16 protein-coding genes and 1 pseudogene are annotated in these 18,894 nt (G+C 42.2%); 9 read left to right on the top strand and 8 right to left on the bottom strand.

Annotated elements, in window-relative coordinates; translation table 11 throughout:
* The first annotated feature begins 4 nt into the window (after positions 1–4).
* Positions 5–304, top strand: coding sequence for a helix-turn-helix transcriptional regulator (locus J8M00_RS20860; RefSeq protein ID WP_211012402.1), 300 nt, complete (start codon positions 5–7; stop codon positions 302–304).
* A 250-nt stretch (positions 305–554) separates the two neighbouring features.
* On the opposite strand, the gene J8M00_RS20855 is transcribed toward J8M00_RS20860, so the two are convergent.
* The 4 genes and pseudogenes from J8M00_RS20855 to J8M00_RS20840 form a co-directional block, all read right to left on the bottom strand.
* Positions 555–767, bottom strand: coding sequence for a hypothetical protein (locus tag J8M00_RS20855; protein WP_211012401.1), 213 nt, complete (start codon positions 765–767; stop codon positions 555–557).
* Positions 768–940: 173 nt separating this feature from the next.
* Positions 941–2,326, bottom strand: a complete 1,386-nt coding sequence (locus J8M00_RS20850) for a tyrosine-type recombinase/integrase (protein WP_211012400.1) — start codon at positions 2,324–2,326, stop codon at positions 941–943.
* Positions 2,327–2,526: 200 nt separating this feature from the next.
* Positions 2,527–3,147: pseudogene (nhaD, locus tag J8M00_RS20845) on the bottom strand (sodium:proton antiporter NhaD); the annotation flags it as partial.
* A gap of 265 nt (positions 3,148–3,412) precedes the next feature.
* The gene (locus tag J8M00_RS20840; protein WP_284137684.1) at positions 3,413–4,351 is read right to left on the bottom strand and encodes a DUF368 domain-containing protein; all 939 of its coding nucleotides are present in this window, start codon (positions 4,349–4,351) and stop codon (positions 3,413–3,415) included.
* Between the two features lie 119 nt (positions 4,352–4,470).
* Here J8M00_RS20840 and J8M00_RS20835 point away from each other — a divergent pair, with 119 nt between their 5' ends.
* Positions 4,471–5,343 carry a DUF3530 family protein gene (locus J8M00_RS20835; RefSeq protein ID WP_211012399.1) on the top strand — a complete coding sequence of 291 codons (873 nt, stop codon included), beginning with the start codon at positions 4,471–4,473 and terminating at the stop codon, positions 5,341–5,343.
* A gap of 5 nt (positions 5,344–5,348) precedes the next feature.
* Here the strand turns inward: J8M00_RS20835 and djlA are convergent, their stop codons facing one another.
* The 3 genes from djlA to J8M00_RS20820 are packed head-to-tail and all read right to left on the bottom strand — an operon-like array spanning position 5,349 to position 7,931.
* Positions 5,349–6,227 (bottom strand): co-chaperone DjlA, encoded by an 879-nt coding sequence (djlA, locus tag J8M00_RS20830; protein ID WP_211012398.1) that lies wholly within the window; start codon positions 6,225–6,227, stop codon positions 5,349–5,351.
* Complete coding sequence (murU, locus tag J8M00_RS20825) at positions 6,217–6,894, bottom strand: N-acetylmuramate alpha-1-phosphate uridylyltransferase MurU (protein WP_211012397.1); 678 nt, start codon at positions 6,892–6,894, stop codon at positions 6,217–6,219. The genes djlA and murU overlap by 11 nt, the downstream gene beginning before the upstream one ends.
* Positions 6,894–7,931, bottom strand: coding sequence for an aminoglycoside phosphotransferase family protein (locus J8M00_RS20820; protein WP_211012396.1), 1,038 nt, complete (start codon positions 7,929–7,931; stop codon positions 6,894–6,896). The genes murU and J8M00_RS20820 overlap by 1 nt, the downstream gene beginning before the upstream one ends.
* A gap of 96 nt (positions 7,932–8,027) precedes the next feature.
* Here J8M00_RS20820 and lptD point away from each other — a divergent pair, with 96 nt between their 5' ends.
* The 7 genes from lptD (at position 8,028) to J8M00_RS20785 (ending at position 16,707) form a co-directional block, all read left to right on the top strand.
* Positions 8,028–10,283 (top strand): LPS assembly protein LptD, encoded by a 2,256-nt coding sequence (gene lptD / locus J8M00_RS20815; protein WP_211012395.1) that lies wholly within the window; start codon positions 8,028–8,030, stop codon positions 10,281–10,283.
* A 14-nt stretch (positions 10,284–10,297) separates the two neighbouring features.
* The gene (gene surA, locus J8M00_RS20810) at positions 10,298–11,590 is read left to right on the top strand and encodes a peptidylprolyl isomerase SurA (protein WP_211012394.1); all 1,293 of its coding nucleotides are present in this window, start codon (positions 10,298–10,300) and stop codon (positions 11,588–11,590) included.
* 11 nt (positions 11,591–11,601) lie between these two features.
* On the top strand, positions 11,602–12,594 hold the full coding sequence (pdxA, locus tag J8M00_RS20805) for a 4-hydroxythreonine-4-phosphate dehydrogenase PdxA (RefSeq protein ID WP_211012393.1): 993 nt from the start codon (positions 11,602–11,604) through the stop codon (positions 12,592–12,594).
* Positions 12,591–13,397 (top strand): 16S rRNA (adenine(1518)-N(6)/adenine(1519)-N(6))-dimethyltransferase RsmA, encoded by an 807-nt coding sequence (rsmA, locus tag J8M00_RS20800; protein ID WP_211012392.1) that lies wholly within the window; start codon positions 12,591–12,593, stop codon positions 13,395–13,397. The genes pdxA and rsmA overlap by 4 nt, the downstream gene beginning before the upstream one ends.
* Positions 13,381–13,770, top strand: a complete 390-nt coding sequence (apaG, locus tag J8M00_RS20795) for a Co2+/Mg2+ efflux protein ApaG (RefSeq protein ID WP_211012391.1) — start codon at positions 13,381–13,383, stop codon at positions 13,768–13,770. Before rsmA ends, apaG begins: the two co-directional genes overlap by 17 nt.
* A gap of 5 nt (positions 13,771–13,775) precedes the next feature.
* On the top strand, positions 13,776–14,576 hold the full coding sequence (locus J8M00_RS20790; protein WP_211012390.1) for a symmetrical bis(5'-nucleosyl)-tetraphosphatase: 801 nt from the start codon (positions 13,776–13,778) through the stop codon (positions 14,574–14,576).
* 115 nt (positions 14,577–14,691) lie between these two features.
* On the top strand, positions 14,692–16,707 hold the full coding sequence (locus J8M00_RS20785; protein ID WP_211012389.1) for a methyl-accepting chemotaxis protein: 2,016 nt from the start codon (positions 14,692–14,694) through the stop codon (positions 16,705–16,707).
* 95 nt (positions 16,708–16,802) lie between these two features.
* On the opposite strand, the gene tkt is transcribed toward J8M00_RS20785, so the two are convergent.
* Positions 16,803–18,794: a transketolase gene (gene tkt / locus J8M00_RS20780; RefSeq protein ID WP_211012388.1), complete on the bottom strand. Its 1,992-nt coding sequence runs from the start codon at positions 18,792–18,794 to the stop codon at positions 16,803–16,805.
* Positions 18,795–18,894: the final 100 nt, after the last annotated feature.

Genomic DNA, 18,894 nt, shown 5'->3' with positions numbered 1-18,894 from the left:
AGCCATGGCTGAACAAGATTTTTACACAGTGTCTGAACTGGCTGAAAGGCTCGGCTGTAGCATTAGCGGTATTAACTTAAAGTTGAAAAACGAACCTGATTTCCCTAAACCTATCCCAACAGCAAAACGTGCGGTTAGAAAGTGGCGAAAGCGGGATATTGATATTTATCTAGGTGTCCATGTTGAACCAGCTATTAGCCTAGAAGCGCTACCACCTCAGCTACTACGAACGATATCAATTGTTGTGCAAGAGGCTGTGCAGAAAGGTCTTGATAACGTGATGAATGCGCCCCGTCATGACTGATGGGGTGGTATATAGGGGGTATAATGGGGTTATAAAGGGTTTGATATATGCTTATAACTCGATATTATAAAAAATAAAAATGTTAATAATCAGTCGGTTGAATAGATTTCATTAAAACAACAATTTTGTTGTCTTTGTCAGTAGTGTAATAACTTACACTATGTGTGTATAGTGTGAATACTGTTGTATACAGTAGTGAAATAAAGTAGTCCAGAGTACCATTCTGAACCACTTTTCATTTAAAGCTTTCTTAAAAGAAAGTTCTAAATTTTTCCATCAGCAGCGTTAACTTTGCCGGTTCAACATAACTGATCGGAATAATTACTAGCAATGACACAAACAACTTCCCAAGGTTGTTTGCAACACTAGTAACGAACGTTTGTAAAAAGCCTTGGTAGATACTTGGTTTTTTACATTCGTTTTCTTTGTCGTCATCACGACGAGCATTTTTGTTTAATTGCATAAATTCTCCTATGCGTGCTTATAGATTTTATTCATATAAAACTCCTAATTAGCCAAGACGGAACAATATTTCCATTCCAAGAAATATCAATAGCCTGGCATAGATTGCCAAACTGTTAACTATCGTATCACAAAAAATCAGCCTGTGCACAAACCACACAAGCATTACATTTACTACCCGAAAATATCAGACACTTTTGAAGCTAATTCATCATTCAGATGACTTTCTTTGTCACTAATTAAGGCTGACGGGTCCGCCTTAACTTCCTCTAAAATATCCTGCCATCGCTCAACCCAAGTCTTTTTAAGTTGAAACAAATCACCAAACTCATAGTGCTTACCAACACCTTTAGATAACGTCTGGTTACGAATAGCGCGTAATACCTCAGTTGGAGCCCCTTTTTCCTGCAAATGTGTCGATATGGTCTTTCTGAACATTTTAGGCGTGAACATGAGCCAACCTTGAAGGTACTTTACATTGCGAGAGAAGTAATCACGTTTAACTTGTATGAATGGTTCACCCGGTACGTGAAACAAATACATTTCTTTATCAAGTTCACCGTACTGTGCTTTTAGTTCCTCTAAGTGCGTTAGAACCATTTTGATGACGTTTTCAGGTAAATGTGTCCAAGCTTTTTTACCGTTCTTCATGGACTCTGGAGGGTGCTCTATACGCATCTTCTGAAAGTTGAACCATCCTAGCTTAACTCTGGTCCACTCTTCAGATCGAACCCCTACCCGTAACATAAGGTTGATGAGTAGTTCTAACCAGGAGGGACAATCTTGCGCGCTTAGTTCATTAAGTAACTTGTGAACGTCTTCACTCTCTAAATACGACTCATCGGGTGAGGTTGCAATGTTAGGTAGAACCGCCTTACGTCCGAACAAAGGGTTTGATGCTAGTATGTCTTTTTCTACAGCATAACTATACAAACGTCTCATTGTCTTGTGTACAGCTTCTGCGGCGCCTTTTTTCCCTTCTATGTTTGCAAGGTTCAATACAAACTCGTCCCACTCTCTCGGCGCAATGCTTTTCATATCGCGTGCGTTCCAAGCTGGTAAAATATACTTTTCATAGGAAAGTTCGTAATTACGAAAAGCTCTATCACTCCCACCAGTAAGCGGCCAATCTTCTTTAAATCGCATAAAGACATTATTGACTGAAGACCTTCGCGTAAAACCATCAACTAACGACTGAACGTTTTTAGCTCTTACCTTTTCTTCAAGTAGTACTAGTTGCGGATCTCGACCTTCGCGTAAAAGATTGGATAAACGATTATGCTCAACCTGAACGGCTTCAATGTCTATTTCGGGATAATATCCAAGTGACACACTTGTCCGTTGCTTAGTGTTTGGTTTCTGATATCTAAAGCGCCAATTAAAGACTGTGCTAGCCTTTCGCCCTAATTTATCTAATGACTGTGGTTGTACGCTACTTTTAGCCCAACGCAGGTATAACTGTAATCCAGTGAACCCTATAAACGTTGCTGTAAAATCTCGCTTGCTGATTGGAATTTCTAGCTTTGAAATTGCACTGTCACTTAAAACGATTTTCGCCATTGGTATTCTCTCCTTCACCACACGTAACTTATTTACAGTATGTGATCGATACCAATTTTGTCTACCATTTTATGTATTTCGATGCATATAAAAAAATCCCGATGACTTTAACAATCACCGGGATTTCTCATAACGCCTTGATAAATCGACGTTTTATTTGGTGCGAATGGGGGGACTTGAACCCCCACGAGCATAGCTCACCACCCCATCAGTGTGGTAATATCACCAAATGGGCTAAAGGCGCCACCTGCGTTTGCAGCAACAACGATATTTATACAACTTAGGTTGATAAACTTTTTGTCTCCTTCCGCTACTTTCATGATCACAGCACACATTAACAATGCTGTTGTTAAGTTATCGGCAATAGGCGAAATAAAAAATGATAAAAAGCCCGTTAGCCAAAACAGGGTTTTATAGTTGAACTCTTTTCTTACCATCCATGCGCGCAGCGAGTCGAATAACCTGCGTTCTTCCAGTGCATTGATATACGTCATGGCAACTAATAAAAACAGCATGAGTTCTGCAAACTCGAGTAGGTTATGGCGAAAAGCATGCTCTGTTGCATCCGGCATACCTTGTTCAATGTAATAGGCACCAATTAAAATCCAGATTAACCCAGCGGCAACCAAAACAGGTTTTGACTTGCGCATATGTAATTTTTCTTCGAGCATTACGAGGGTATAGGCAACCACAAAAATGGCTATGCATATAAAACCCAATGTATTAGCGGTCAAATCGAGTTGAGTAGTAGAAGCAAACGCTGAAAAATTGATCCCCAGCAAACAGAACAACAGCAGGCAACTTATCCCTACAAGTTTCATTTCAAGGTGTTTCCTTGTTTAGTGAGTACATCTTCGCCAAAAAGTAACACACTTTTTACACTTATGGCATTGTACTCTAGTCTAATTTTTACAGCTGGTTTACGAAAAAACAGGTGAAAGCATGAATAACATGATGAACCTTATAATACTGGGAAATTATGATTATTTCGTTAATCTGACTTTGCTGACTAAGATATAGAATAATGAGAAGGTCAAACGACAAAAAAATGAGCCACATAGAAAGTGGCTCGATTTGGCAATTAGGTTAGTCCTTATGACTGAGCTTGTCTAACGCTAAAATTAGCATCAGTCCAACAACTGCCAGTACTGAGCAAAGCAGTAACTGGGCATCTTGACCCGTGACTTGCGTAAACTCCATCGGGGAAATATTTTTTTGCATCAGAGGTTTTTCAATACCGCTCGAATTGACATAGGTTGTCACGACTTTTTTCCATGGCCACAACATATTTAATGAGCCGATGAGAAAACCAGACAACAGGGCAAATGTAACTTGTTCAAAGCGTGCCAAGAGCCATGATAAAAACCTTGAAAACATCATTAGTCCACACACACAACCAATCAAGAACAAGCCAACCAACGCAAAGTCACGATCATTCACTGCGTTTAATACATGCCCATACATTCCCAACAGCAGCAAAATAAAACTCCCGGAAATACCGGGCAAAATCATCGCGCAAATGGCAATGCTTCCGGCAACGAAATAAAACCAAGGTTGCGCTTGCGCTTCTGCTGGGCTCATTGACGTAATCACCAGTGCTATCAGCGCTCCAATCACACAACTCGCAATGTGCTTAAGCTGCCAGCGTTCCACCTGTTTTGCAATGTACACAAATGAGGCGATGATCAACCCAAAAAAGAATGACCAAACCAGCTGCTGATGATTGTCTAGCAAATAGGTAATTATTTTTGCCAGCGATAAAGCGCTGGTAAATAATCCACCAAATACAGCTAGCAAAAAGTTTCCGTCAACATGTGCCCAAGCATCTTTTATCTTTCCCTTCAAAACCATCTGTAAAGCGGCCACATTGACATTTTTAATTGCAGCTAAAAGACGTGCATAGATACCGGTGATAAAAGCAATTGTCCCGCCGGAAACACCTGGAACAACATCCGCAGCGCCCATACCCGCACCTTTGAAAAACAGCCAAATATAATCACGTTTGCTATCTGCCACTTTAGACACTATTAAACCTCCATAATTTGATACCCGCACAGTGTATCAAATTCCCGAATTAAAATACTAAAGCTCGCTGGTTTTTAGTCGATACTTAAGGTAGCCGCAGCGAATTTGACGAATACTCGATGAAACATACGATAATTTCACATTTTATTATTTTTTTATGCACTATCGCCGCATTCAATAACCATTGTTTAGCAATAGAGCACATTGCGCCTGTAGCCAAAGTCGAAGTCATAGAATCCGATTTGAGTTATTGGTTGCCCAGTGACTCATTCATTACCATCAAAGACGACGACAGAGAGATCCCTGTGCTTTTCTCTGAATATATGAGTGGCAACAAGCGAGGCATTATTGTCATGCTGCCTGGCATAGAGCAATCGCCTTTACAAGGAAACGGTTTGAGTTATTTGCGCGAGGCACTCAATGATGACGGCTACGACACCTATGTGATCCCCTCTCCAGGTTTCAATGCCAACGCAGACTTAATGCAAGACGCTATTGCAAATACAGCAAAAAGTGAATCAAGCGCAACGCGACAAACGGCTATCTCTGCGATAAGCGAATCAGCCCTAAATGACTACAAAACTGAACTTGTAGCTCGCTTTGATGCACTTTACAAAACTTTGGCACTACGTGAACATGAGCACATTGCCATTGTTGCATTTGGAAACAGTGCAGGGTTATTTGCCGAGTATCTAGCTACGCTGCCTAAAATACGGGTGGACGCGTTGGTCACTGTCAGCGCTCAACTTGCAAACCCCAACAGGAACAAGCATCTCGCTGCAAGTTTATCGCTGGTAAGCCCTGCACTGCTAGACGTTTTCTATTCTTACGACAACCCAGCCGTGCTTCATACGATCAAAGATAGGCGCCGATGGGCAAAAAGAAATAGTAAATACGATTATCGTCAAAGGGAGCTTTTCGGCCAAAACTCCCAACAAAACCAACATTATAGATTGCGAAAAGAACTTTCTGGTTTTTTAAGGCAGCTCTAAACTAGTTATTTTTTAAGCACTTCGTAGGCTGCCTGAATACTTTGCGATTTGGCTTTTGCAACTTCCATCATATGTTCAGGTAACCCTTGGGATACCAACTTATCTGGATGGTGCTGTGCCATCAATTTGCGATATGCGCGCTTAATCTCTTTATCACTTGCACCTTGCTCAAGTCCTAACACGGCTAATGCATGTTCCTTAGATACATCAGTGCTAGCGGCTGTGTTTTGGCGATAGTTATTCGATTGCTCACGTTCTTGCCTGAAACTGCTTTGTGAATGACGGCTTTGCTGCTGCGACTGCCATTGAGCCCGCTGCTGCCTGAACTTGAATTCTGCTTGATAGCGTTTTAATACGAAATTAAAGTGTTTATTGCCAATACCTAAAAATTTACTGACCAACTTAAGCAGCTCCAACTCCTTGCTGGAAAGGTGGCCATCTGAAAACGCCATTTGAATTTGGATCTCTAAAAACAGCTGCAATAAATCATAGCGTCGTGCAAATGCCTCTTTAAAATCCCCGACAGCTTCTTTAATAGAAAAATCACTGTGCTTACCCGAGTTGAAGGCACTTTGTGCTTCTTTGCGGTCGTCACCATGTAAAGCCATTTCATCCATAAACGCTGAAGCGGCTCGAATATGCACCTCGCTAACTCTGCCGTTAGATTTCGCGATATGGCCCATTACCGCAAAACAACTAGAAAAGAACAGTGCTTGACGCTCATTTAGATCATCGCCACTAAAAAAACCTTGAAAGCCACCAGCCTTGTCAAAGTCCTGCTTCAAGCTTTTATCAAATAAATGACCCAAATAGAACCCTAGGACGGCTCCAAGCCATTTCCCAAACAAAAAACCAAACCCTGTACCTAGAATTTTACCCCACATTACTCGCCTCCAAGGCTGCGTTGATCTCTGCAAGTCGCTCTGGTGTGCCTATATCATGCCATGCCCCGACGTACAATTCACAAGACACCATCCCTTCCTCTATTCCAGATCTTAACATTGGTCCAAGTGGTATTTTTTCTACCGAAAGGTTGTCAAAAAATGCCCTATGATACAGCCCGATACCCGAAAATGTATAAGTTTGCTCGTTGGCTGGTTGATGACTTAAACGAAAGTCTCCAGCGGGATTATGGGATGGGTTTTCCACCAAAACTAGGTGTGCTTCTGCGGGCATAAGTTTTAGCTGACTTAACGCATGTACATCATAATCGGTAAAGATATCACCATTAATCACAATAAAAGTATCGTGATCTTCGCATAACATCGGCATTGCTTTAACAATACCACCCGCTGTTTCCAACCCCCCATCAGGCTCGTAACTGTAATCAATCTGCAAACCCAGATGCTTGCCATCACCAAAATAGCGCTCTATTTTTTCGCCTTGCCACGCTAGGTTGATCACCACTTGCGTAATACCTGCCAACTTTAATCTTTCGAGGTGGTATTCTATTAATGGCTTATTGCCAACTTCTAATAATGGTTTTGGCATATCTGCGGTCAAGGGCATCATACGCTGCCCACGGCCAGCGGCTAAGATCATTGCTTTCATTATGATTCTGTTAATTTCTTTTCTATCATAGGTATTATCTCGGATTGTAACCAAGTTGCAAGCCATTGAAACTCTGTAAACATCTCCGCAGTTTCCACTATGTAATTTAAAGTTGGCAATATGCTTGGTAAGTACCCAGGTTTACCGTCTCGCAAATGTAACCGAGCAAAAATACCTGCCGCTTTTAAATGCCTTTGAAGCCCTGTTAAATTAAAAGATTCAACATATTGTGCAAAAGACATATCAGGGAGTAACCCAGCATCTGCAAGGTGCTGATAACTTTCCCTTTTCAATTGCTCAAATTGTTGTGACGGCAATTTAAGATAACAATCCTTTAGCAGCGAAACAGCATCATAACAAACAGGGCCTACTACTGCGTCTTGATAGTCAATAAGACGCCCACCAGCTTGGCTATACATAATATTCCGGCTGTGGAAGTCTCGATGCATTACAACTTGAGGTTGTGTTATCATAGACTCGCTAAGACGGGAAACTAGTAACTGCCAATTACGGGTTACTTCAGGGGAACACCGATAACCCAGCCAGGACTCCAGTAGCCAAGATTTAAAAATGTTTATTTCCTGCTCGATAAACGGTGCATCATAAGTGTTCATCCATTTAGATACTTCAAGCGTTGCAATTTGAGGCAGCCAAGCAAGTAACTCACTGTAATAACGGTAATCCCCCTGCTGAGCAATAATATCTGCAAGATGGACCGACCCCAAATCTTCCAACAGCACAAAGCCAAGCTCGGTATCGAAAGCCAATATCTCTGGTACAGCCAACCCACCTTGAGAAAAGACATGATTGAGGTGAATAAACGCCTCAATGGAGCCTTTATCTGGCGGTACATCCATTAATACATACTGTGACTGTGTCGCGCGAACGCGAAAATACAATCTAAAGCTTGCATCTCCTGTAATAGCAGAGATGGTCAATTCATCATCAGCTTGATTAAGTTGTTTAATATGAGTCTCGACAAAGCGTATTCTTTGTTCTTTTCGTTGCAATGCAAGTGTTGGAGTTAAGCTCGCCATATTTTCACCAATTACTGATCTTAATTACTGTATTTAACACTGTTTTCATTTATCATGTCTGGCTGAATCGTGGTGCTAGGTAGACAAGGTCGATAAATGAACAAAAACTGGGGCATTTTAGTCCTACCCCTTATTAGTACACAGGCTATAGCTAATTCGAACACTGTTAGCGGGCTCTGTAAAGACTATCTTCAGCCAAAAAACTGGCAGCCTATGACAGGTTTGCTACCCGACACCATCGATATTCAAGCCAATAAAGTCGAACTGCAGGGTAAAGAAAGTGCTGAGTTTTCGGGGGATGTTGCTGTTAATACCGACACCATGACCGTCACAGCCGAGAGCGCACTAATAGATAAGCAAAAAGGGCTTCTGCATGCTTCGGGCCCCTTGCTCTTTCAAGATGACTACACCATGGTCAATAGCTCAGGAATGTATGCTGATCTTGGCCAAAGTGAATTTAGCTTACTCGGCGCCCAGTATCAATTGACTCAACAACTAGGTAAAGGGAAAGCTGAAAAGCTTCGTGCAACATCAACCCAAGTTGACCTGTTCAATTCAAGCTTTACAACTTGCCCAAGCGATAACCCTTTTTGGGAACTCGAAGCCAGCACAATTTCCCTAGATAAAGAAAAAGGTTGGGGAGAAACATACAACTCTGTCTTAAAGATACTCGATACACCTGTTGTTTATATCCCTTATTTCACATTTCCAATTGATGATAAAAGAAAATCTGGACTACTCACTCCGACGCTATCAAGCTCAAACAGATATGGTCTAGAAATCGTCACGCCTTATTACTTTAACCTTGCAGAAAATTATGACGCGTTACTGACTCCTAGGTATATGTCAAACAAAGGACTGCAATTACAGGGCGAATTCCGCTATCTAACAGAACAACATACCGGAACTATCGCAGCTGAGGTATTGAGCAACGATAAATCAGAAGCAAATTTAGATGAACGTTATTTAGTTCATTGGCAGCAAAAAAGTTATTTTAACGACTTTTGGCGTGCAAATGTTGATGTAACAAATGTTAGTGATGACAATTACTTAACGGACCTAGGCTCAAACTACGCGAATCAAACAGATACTCATTTAGCTCGAAAAGGTCAACTAAGCTATCTTGGAGAAGATTGGCTAGTCGACTTGCAGGTACAAAATTTTGAAGTTTTGGGTAACCATGTAGAATCCTACTCTGCGTTTCCAGAGATCACGATTAAAAACCGTACACCAGAAGAATACCTTGGCGCTGACTGGCGTTTCACTGGACAAATGAGTCACTTTAAAAACAGTGATGCTCAAATAACGGATGCAACCCGAATTCACCTTGAGCCAAGTGTAACCTACAACCTCAGTGATTACGCCTGGTCATTCGACTCAAAGTTTGCGCTTTTACATACGCACTACGAGCAAAATGGTCATTTTAGTGAAAGCGAGTACGCAGAATCGACTTCACGTACATTGCCGAAGGTCCGCTTGCATGGACAATTAAATTTGGAGCGAAGCACACACTTCTTACTCACCGATGGTACGCAAACATTAGAACCTCAGATCCAATATTTATACACACCTAAAAAGGATCAAAGCAAAATCGGCCAGTACGATACAGTAAAGATGCAAGATGATTTTTTTGGTTTGTTTAGGGAACGTCGCTTTTCGGGCGTCGACTATATCTCTGAAGCAAATCAATTTACTCTAGGTGCAACTACTCGCTTGCTTGATAGTAAAAATATTGAGCGATTCAGCTTTAGTATGGGCCAAATCATTTATCTAAGTGACTCGGTCAAACCAACAAAGAATACGCTTGATGGACGTTTTGGTGATAATAACTACAATGCACTTTTTGCAGCGGAGACCAAAATACATTGGCATCCTAGGTGGTACTTTTCGGGCGGTATACAGTATGATGCCGACGAAAAGGACCTGATCCGTTCGCATATGACAATTGACTATCGAGGCAACAATAAAAAGCTGGTACAGTTGAACCATCACTATGCTAACGATGTCTCAGGTAATGAGATAGATCAAGTCGGTATCTTCACCAGCTTACCAATTGACGAAAATTGGCAAGTGGTAGCAAGTTATCACCGTGATTTGACAAGTAAGCGCAGTATTGAGGTATTTGCCGGTGTGCAATACGAATCTTGCTGCTGGGCTGTTCAAATTACTGGCAACCGGACCATAGAAACAGACTTGAATCAGTCTACAAATTTTCAAGACCCGGTTTTCGACTCGAGCATAAATTTTAATTTTGTGTTAAAAGGGTTGGGGAGCAAGTCGAGATACGATGCAAGCCAATTACTGAAACAAGGTATATTTGGTTATAGAAGACCTTATTTTTTAAATAATTAACAACAAAGACTCTTATGAATTTCAAAAAGCTGTTACTCATTCCCGTACTAAGTGCCGCACTATGTCAGCCGGCACTAGCTGAACGCATACAAATAGACAAAGTAGTTGCCACTGTTAATGATGGTGTTGTACTTCAAAGTGAAGTAGATCAAATCGTAAATCGAGTCAAAGAACAAGCAAATCAACAAGGTACAGAACTACCATCGGATAAAGTATTGCGCATTCAAGCAACCGATAAATTGATCGATGAAACTTTGATTTTGCAGCTAGCAAATAGAATGGGCCTAACTATTTCTGATGCCCATTTAGATCAAACTTTAGCAAATATCGCAAAAGAGCAAGGTGGAACCATTGTTGACCTTCGCAACTCGATTGAAGCAGCTGGTGACAGCTTCCAAGCTTACCGAGAAGAAGTTCGAAAAGAGATCACTGTCGGGCAGGTTAAACGCAGCGCGGTGGATAGAAGGGTTTACATAAGCCCACAAGAAATTGAAAACTTAAATAAAATCCTTGCACAGCAAACTGGCCAAAGCGAAGAGTACAATATTGGCCATATCCTAATAAAGATAGAAAGCAAAGCAAACCCTGAAGAAATTGAAGAAGCCAGAGAGCGCGCAGAAAACGTCATCAAATTCTTAAACGAGGGAAAAGAGTTTAAGCGTATTGCAATTGCCTCATCAGGTGGTGCCAACGCGCTTGACGGTGGTCAGTTGGGCTGGATGGGTATCAATGAGATGCCAACGCTATTTGCCGAAGCCATCAAAGGCAAAAAGAAAGACGAATTAGTCGGACCATTACGCTCAGGCGCTGGTTTCCACATCGTTAAGGTTCAGGATGTTAGAGGCCGAGAGATTGTCGAAACTGTCGAAGTTCGCTCAAGACACATTCTGTTAGAACCATCTATTATTCTTAGCGAAGAAAAAGCCCGTGATATGCTGGCTGGTTTTGTCAAAGATTTAAGAGCTGGTAAGGCGGATTTTGCCGAACTAGCAAAAGAGCATTCTCAAGATCCAGGTTCAGCACTCAAAGGCGGTGAATACGATTGGACAGATCCAACTACCTATGTGCCAGCATTTAGAGACACTCTATTGAGCCTTGAGCAAGATGAGATCAGTGAACCATTTCGCAGTAATTTTGGTTGGCATATTGTACAGCTTCTAGATAAGCGCGTTGCAGATAAAACTGAACAAGCAAAAATGAATAGAGCGCACCAACTATTATTTAGAAGAAAATTCAAAGAAGAAAGCTTCAAATGGATGAGAGAAATGCGAGAGCAAGCTCACGTTGAAGTACTAGAGAACAAATAAGAAGAGTGTATATGAGCTTGAGAATAGCTATTACTCCTGGGGAACCTGCTGGTATTGGTCCTGATTTAGTGATTAAGTTAGCGCAACAGAGCTGGCCTGCCCAGCTTGTTGCCGTCGTAGACCGTACCATACTGGAGCAAAGAGCCCGCGAGCTAGGCTTAGAGATTGAGTTACTCCCATTTGATCAACAGAAAGATGTAAAACCCGCGGGACCGAAGCAACTTTACTACCTTCAAGTAGACAAAGGATGTGACGTTGTTCCTGGACAGCTAGATGAACAAAATGGTCAATATGTACTAGATACGCTACGCATAGCTTCTGAGAAGAATATGGATGGCACCTTTGACGCCGTTGTCACAGGGCCGGTACACAAAGGAATAATTAATCGAGCAGGTATCTCATTTAGTGGTCATACCGAATATTTTGCCCATCAATCTAACACACCAGATGTGGTAATGATGCTCGCCACCACAGGGTTAAGAGTTGCTTTAGCCACCACCCACATACCACTGGCCTATGTCTCAAAGGCAATAACACAAGAACGCCTGACTAAAGTTGCAAACATTCTCTACCATGACTTGCAAACGAAATTTGGTGTTGAAGACCCCAGGATCTTAGTGTGTGGACTAAACCCTCACGCTGGAGAAGGCGGACATTTAGGGAATGAAGAGATAGATACGATTTCTCCAGTACTTGAAAAACTTAACAATGAAGGCAAAAACTTCATTGGTCCTCTTCCTGCCGATACACTTTTTCAAGCTAAATACCTAGATAATGCAGATGCGGTACTGGCAATGTATCACGATCAAGGATTACCTGTGTTAAAATATAAAGGATTTGGTAACTCAGTTAATATTACTTTGGGACTGCCGTTTATAAGAACCTCCGTAGATCATGGCACTGCACTTGATCTCGCTGCATCAGGTGATGTGGAAGTAGGTAGCTTTGAATTAGCAATTCACGAAGCAATCAAGCTTGCAAGCAAGAAAATACAGAATTCATGACAGATAAAGTACATTTGGGCCACCGCGCCCGCAAAAGATTTGGTCAAAACTTTTTAAATGACGATAGTATCATCGATAAAATTGTCACAGCGATTGACCCAACTCCAAATGACAACTTAGTGGAAATTGGACCAGGTTTAGGTGCAATTACAGAACCCGTAGTTGAGCTAAGTGGCAAACTCACAGTTGTAGAGTTGGACAGAGACCTTGCCGAGCGCTTAATTGCGCATCCTACGATGGGCAGCAAGTTAACCGTTCATCAGGGCGATGCAATGAAATTTGACTTTGCTAGCCTCGTCAGTGAAACCGCCAAGCTAAAAATATTTGGTAACCTGCCATATAATGTCTCTACTCCACTACTCTTTCATTTATTTGAGTTTGCAGATCAAGTTGAGCACATGCACTTTATGCTTCAAAAAGAGGTAGTTAACCGTATGGTCGCAGGACCTGGCTCTAAAGCATATGGCAGACTAAGTGTGATGACACAATACTACTGCCACGCGATGCCTGTCATTGAAGTACCGCCAACTTGCTTTAAACCCGCTCCTAAAGTGGACTCAGCCGTTGTTAGATTAATCCCGAAGGATGCCAGTCAACGCAGCGCTAAAAGCACTAAAATACTTAATACCGTCTGTTTAGAGGCTTTCAATCAGCGCCGTAAAACTCTGCGTAACAGCCTATCAAATTTACTTACGGTAGAAGAAATAACTCAACTTGGGATAGACCCGTCTCTTCGTGCGGAAAATATCTCTCTTTCTCAATTTATCGAAATTGCCAACTGGATTTATGACAACAAACAGTGAATTAGGATCGCCGATAAAGGTGTCTGTTGAGACATTTTATGTTGAAGCTCAATCTCAACCAGAAAAAGATAAATACGTTTTTGCTTATACTATTACGATAAAGAATCATAGCTTGTGTAGTGCAAAACTGGAAAGTCGCTATTGGTTGATCACCGACGCCAATGGTAAAGAGACAGAAGTCGAAGGCGAAGGTGTGGTGGGCGAACAGCCAACGATCCGACCTGGCGAGAGTTATCAATACACCAGTGGTGCTGTATTAGATACTCCTGTAGGTACAATGGAAGGCTACTATTTAATGCGTAATGAGTTTGGTTCAGAGTTCAAAGCCCCGATAAAAGTCTTTAGACTCAACCGACCTGATATTTTGCACTGATAACAATGGCAAGTTACGCTATAGGTGATTTACAGGGGTGCTACACCCCTTTCAAACAACTACTTGAAGCCGTAGACTTTAACCCAAGTCAAGATCATTTGTATTTGGTTGGTGATCTGGTTGCCCGTGGACCGGACTCCCTTGCTTGTATGCAACACGTCACCTCTTTGCAAAACTCTGTCACTGTAACGCTTGGTAACCACGATTTGCACCTGTTGTCGACAGTATTAAACAATAGATCGCCCAACCCCAAAGACAAATTAGAGCCTCTTTTAGCAAGTAGCGAATTACCAGCTTACCTGTGTTTTTTACAGTCTCAGCCCCTTTGCACCTATTTACCTGAATTTGATAGTTTTATTTCTCATGCTGGAATACATCCATTTTGGGATATAGAACAAGCACTAGCGCTGTCAAAGTGGGCACAATCTTGTTACCAAGGCCCACATGCGGCAGGCTTTTTGTCGGGTATGTATGGCAAAAGCCCAGCGATAGAAATTACTCACGACAATCCGCAAACTAAATTCAACACTATAGTCAATGTGTTTTCTAGAATGCGATTTTTAACTAAAGATTGGCAACTAGATTTCGATAGTAAAGGCAGCCAAAACGATGTTGAACATTTACAACCTTGGTTTAATCACTCAAGATTTAAAACAAGCAGCACACGTTTCATCTTTGGTCACTGGGCAGCGCTCGAAGGGAAAACATCTGTGAGAAATGTAGTCGCTTTGGATACAGGATGTGTATGGGGTGGTCCAATGACTATGATAAATCTGTCCACAAATGAACAAATTTACAGCAAATAGTCAAAAACCATCCGTTTTTACTGAATTTTATATTCACATCTGCTATAAAATACTTAACTAATGCGCAATAAATCCGATAAGTGGTTGTACTGCTTTAACTTGATGGTATGTCTGTATGAATTTAACCGTTAGCCAACGTATTTGGGGTGGCTTTATAATAATTACCCTGCTTTTATTGTTAATTGGAGTGAACTCACTGCTTAGGATCGCAAATATTGATAGTTCTACTCAATTGGTCAACAACTTATCACTGCCAGCGTTAGACCGAAGTGCAGCTTTGCAAATCGAGTTTACGCAGATGAGCAAAATCGCTCAGGCGAGTTACTTCACACAATCTAGCAGTGACCTAAACAACTTAAAGACAACTTTTAATACTCGTCAAAGTACTTTTGAAAAAAGCTACTCTGCGCTCAATCAAGTTGTCAGAGACGAGCCTACTCTCTATGGTAGTAGCAAAGATGTATCTGCAAGCTTTGGGTCATTTTCCAAATCGGTTACCGCCTTGTTTGCCGATAAATCTCTAGAACTTAGCCTCAATAAGCAGCTTATTGCTCAACTTGAAGAAGCTGAGATTGCCGCAGATGATGCCGCGACAGTCGTTGTCGATATTCTTGATTTAGAAGGCTTTGAGTCATTAAATGCGCGCGCATATCAAGCGGCAAATAAACTGGAAAACTCGTTTAGCTCTCTGGCTACGAGTAGTGCAGATATACTGACAATTAATGAATCCAGTACATTAGATATTGTTAAAAAAGAACAAAGCTATGTATTTGAAGACATTGACCGCAACCTAGATTTAATGCGCAGTACTGTGGCCCAATTAGATGAAGACTTGCTCAATGACTTGGATTCCTACTACAACGCGTTGAAAGAGCAACTTCAGGGCAGTGACAGTATTGCCAACAACCGTCAAAAATTAATTACAGCTCGTATTAGTACTCAAAATGAGCTTAACAACGCTGAGCAGGCGACAAAAAAAGCGCTCGATCAACTCGGTGCGCTGGTTGCTCAGTCCAAGCAATTGGCCTTTGAAATTCAAAATGAAGTAACTGAGGACGTGTCATCAGCCAACATCGCTACATGGACTGGTATGATTGCAGCGACCTTATTAGCCATCGGTATTGCGTATTTTACTGTCAGTCGAATCACCAAGCCTCTGGCCGAAGTAAACCGTGTACTAGATATCGTTGCAAAAGGCGACATGACACACTCGTTAGATGCGTCTGCAAAAGATGAGTTTGGTGAATTGGCACAAAGTTGTAATACGCTTATAACTAGCCTGAAAGAACTTATTACAGGTATTGTTTCTCGCTCGACTCAATTAGCGGCGGCTTCAGAACAAACATCAGCTATCACTGCTGAGTCAAGCCAAGCTATTAAAAGCCAACAGTCTCAAGTTGAACAGGCGGCAACTGCGACTACAGAAATGAGTAGCACGGCACATGGTGTGAGCAATAGTGCCCATCAGGCTCTTGAAGAAATTAAAAATGCCGATCAAGAAGCTGAGCGCGTCAAAGGGATTTCTCATGACAACAAACGCACCATCGAGCAGCTAGCACACGAAGTAGAAGAAGTGTCTACTGTGATCAACAAGCTTCACCAAGATAGCTCTGCCATTGGTGGTATCCTAGATGTTATTCGCGGTATTGCGGAACAAACTAACTTGCTTGCACTCAACGCGGCCATAGAAGCAGCTCGCGCAGGTGAACAAGGCCGAGGCTTTGCTGTTGTTGCTGATGAGGTAAGGTCTCTTGCAAGTAAAACACAAGAGTCGACGCAAGAAATCCAATCGATGATCGAATCATTACAAGCTGGTGCAGAAGAAGCGGTAACGGCGATGTCCAAAGGTCAACAACAAGCGGAGTCTTGTGTGTCACAAAGTGATATAGCCAATGAAGCATTGAACTGCATTACTGATGCAGTATCAAGAGCCCATGACGTGAGTGAAGAAATAGCCACAGCTGCCAATGAGCAGCAGCAAGTTTCTCAAGAGATCAGCGAACGACTAGAGTCTATCGTCGCAATTGCAGAACAAACTGCAGAGGGCGCAAACCAAACGTCAACTTCAAGCTCTGAAGTTGCTAAGCTCGCTGAGGAGCTAAGACAGTCAGTGTCTCAATTTAGAGTTTAATTCTCTACGTTTAACGATAATTGCCTGTTGTCACTTTATCTTCAGGCAAAAAAAATCGCCCTTATGGGCGATTTTTTATAACTGTTATCAGTCAATTAAAATAGTGAATTAGCTTTCGCTACCACATTATCAACTGTAAAACCAAAGTGTTTAAATAGCTCACCTGCTGGTGCTGACTCACCAAATGTGCTCATACCTACAATCGCACCATTTAAGCCAACATATTTGTACCAGAAGTCTTCAATACCCGCTTCGATTGCCACACGGCGTGTTACTGAAGCTGGTAGAACAGATGCTTTGTACTCTGCAGATTGTGCATCGAATACATCAGTAGATGGCATAGACACCACTCTGACTTTCTTACCGTCCTGACGAAGTTGTTCTGCCGCTTCCACCGCAAGCTGCACTTCTGAGCCTGTCGCAATCAAAATCACATCAGGGTTTGAATCACAGCTAAGCACGTAGCCACCGCGTTTAATCGCCGCTACTTGCTCTTCTGTACGAGCCTGTTGTGCTAGACCTTGACGAGTGAAAACCAAAGACGTAGGACCGTCTTTACGCTCAATTGCTTGTTGCCAAGAAACAGCTGACTCAACCTGATCACATGGACGCCAGCTAACAAGGTTTGGTGTCATGCGCATATTTGCAAGCTGTTCTACAGGTTGGTGCGTAGGACCATCTTCACCCAGACCAATAGAGTCATGGGTGTAAACGAAAATACTAGGCTGCTTCATTAGCGCGGCCATACGTACTGCGTTACGTGCATACTCCATGAACATCAGGAAAGTCGCGCCGTATGGGATAAAGCCTTTGTGTAAAGCAATACCATTCATAATCGCTGACATGCCAAATTCACGCACGCCGTAGAAGATATAGTTACCTGATGCATCATCTGCTGTCAGGCCTTTTGAACCTTCCCACAACGTCAAGTTTGAACCTGCAAGGTCCGCTGAACCACCCATAAACTCAGGTAAAATTGGACCAAATGCGTTTAATGCATTTTGTGACGCTTTACGTGTTGCTGGGTTTGCTGGGTTTGCTTGTAATTCAGCAATATAAGCTTCAGTTTGCTCAGTCCAGTTTGTTGGTAATTCACCCTTTGTACGGCGCTCAAACTCGGCTGCCAATTCAGGGTAATGCATTTGATATTCAGTAAATTTAACCAACCATTCGCTTTGGATTTGCTGGCCGTGTGCCGAACCATCCCATTTAGCATAAACGCCTTCAGGGATCTCAAAAGCGCCATGCTCCCAACCAAGGAATTCACGAGCTGCTTTGATCTCTTCATCACCTAAAGGTGCGCCGTGACAATCATGGCTACCAGATTTATTTGGTGAACCATAGCCAATCACAGTTTTACAACAAATTAATGTTGGTTTACCCGTCTCTGCACGTGCCGCTTCAATCGCAGCTTTAATTGCTTCACTATCATGACCGTCGACCGCTGGAATTACGTGCCAGCCGTATGCTTCAAAGCGCTGCGGTGTATCATCGCTAAACCAGCCTTCCACTTCACCGTCAATTGAAATGCCGTTGTCATCCCAAAATGCGATTAGCTTGCCCAGCCCTAATGTACCAGCTAAAGAGCACGCCTCATGAGAGATGCCTTCCATAAGACAGCCATCACCTAAAAACGCATAAGTGTAGTGATTAACAATGTCATATTCGTCGCGGTTGAATTGCGCCGCTAATGCCTTCTCTGCAATTGCCATACCTACTGCATTAGTTATGCCTTGGCCTAATGGACCAGTAGTCGTTTCAATACCAGGCGCATACCCATACTCTGGGTGACCTGGTGTCTTAGAGTGCATTTGACGAAAGTTCTTTAAATCGTCAATAGACAAGTCATAGCCACTCAAATGTAATAACGAATAAATTAACATTGAGCCGTGACCATTTGATAATACAAATCTATCTCTATCTACCCATTCCGGATTGTTTGGGTTGTGCTTTAAATAATCGCGCCAAAGTACCTCTGCGATGTCTGCCATGCCCATTGGTGCCCCTGGGTGGCCTGATTTAGCCTTTTGTACAGCGTCCATGGATAGAACGCGAATTGCGTTTGCAAGTTCTTTGCGAGATGGCATGGATTCTCCTACCTTTAAGTGTTTGCACGAGTGTTTTTAAAGGCCCATTTTTACCTAATAAAATTACCACTGCAATTAAAATCACAAGAAAAGTTATAAA

Source organism: Pseudoalteromonas luteoviolacea (assembly GCF_018100925.1).
Lineage (GTDB): Bacteria > Pseudomonadota > Gammaproteobacteria > Enterobacterales > Alteromonadaceae > Pseudoalteromonas > Pseudoalteromonas obscura.
The sequence above is the reverse complement of the archived record's forward strand: the minus strand, read 5'-3'. Positions and strand labels throughout refer to the sequence as shown.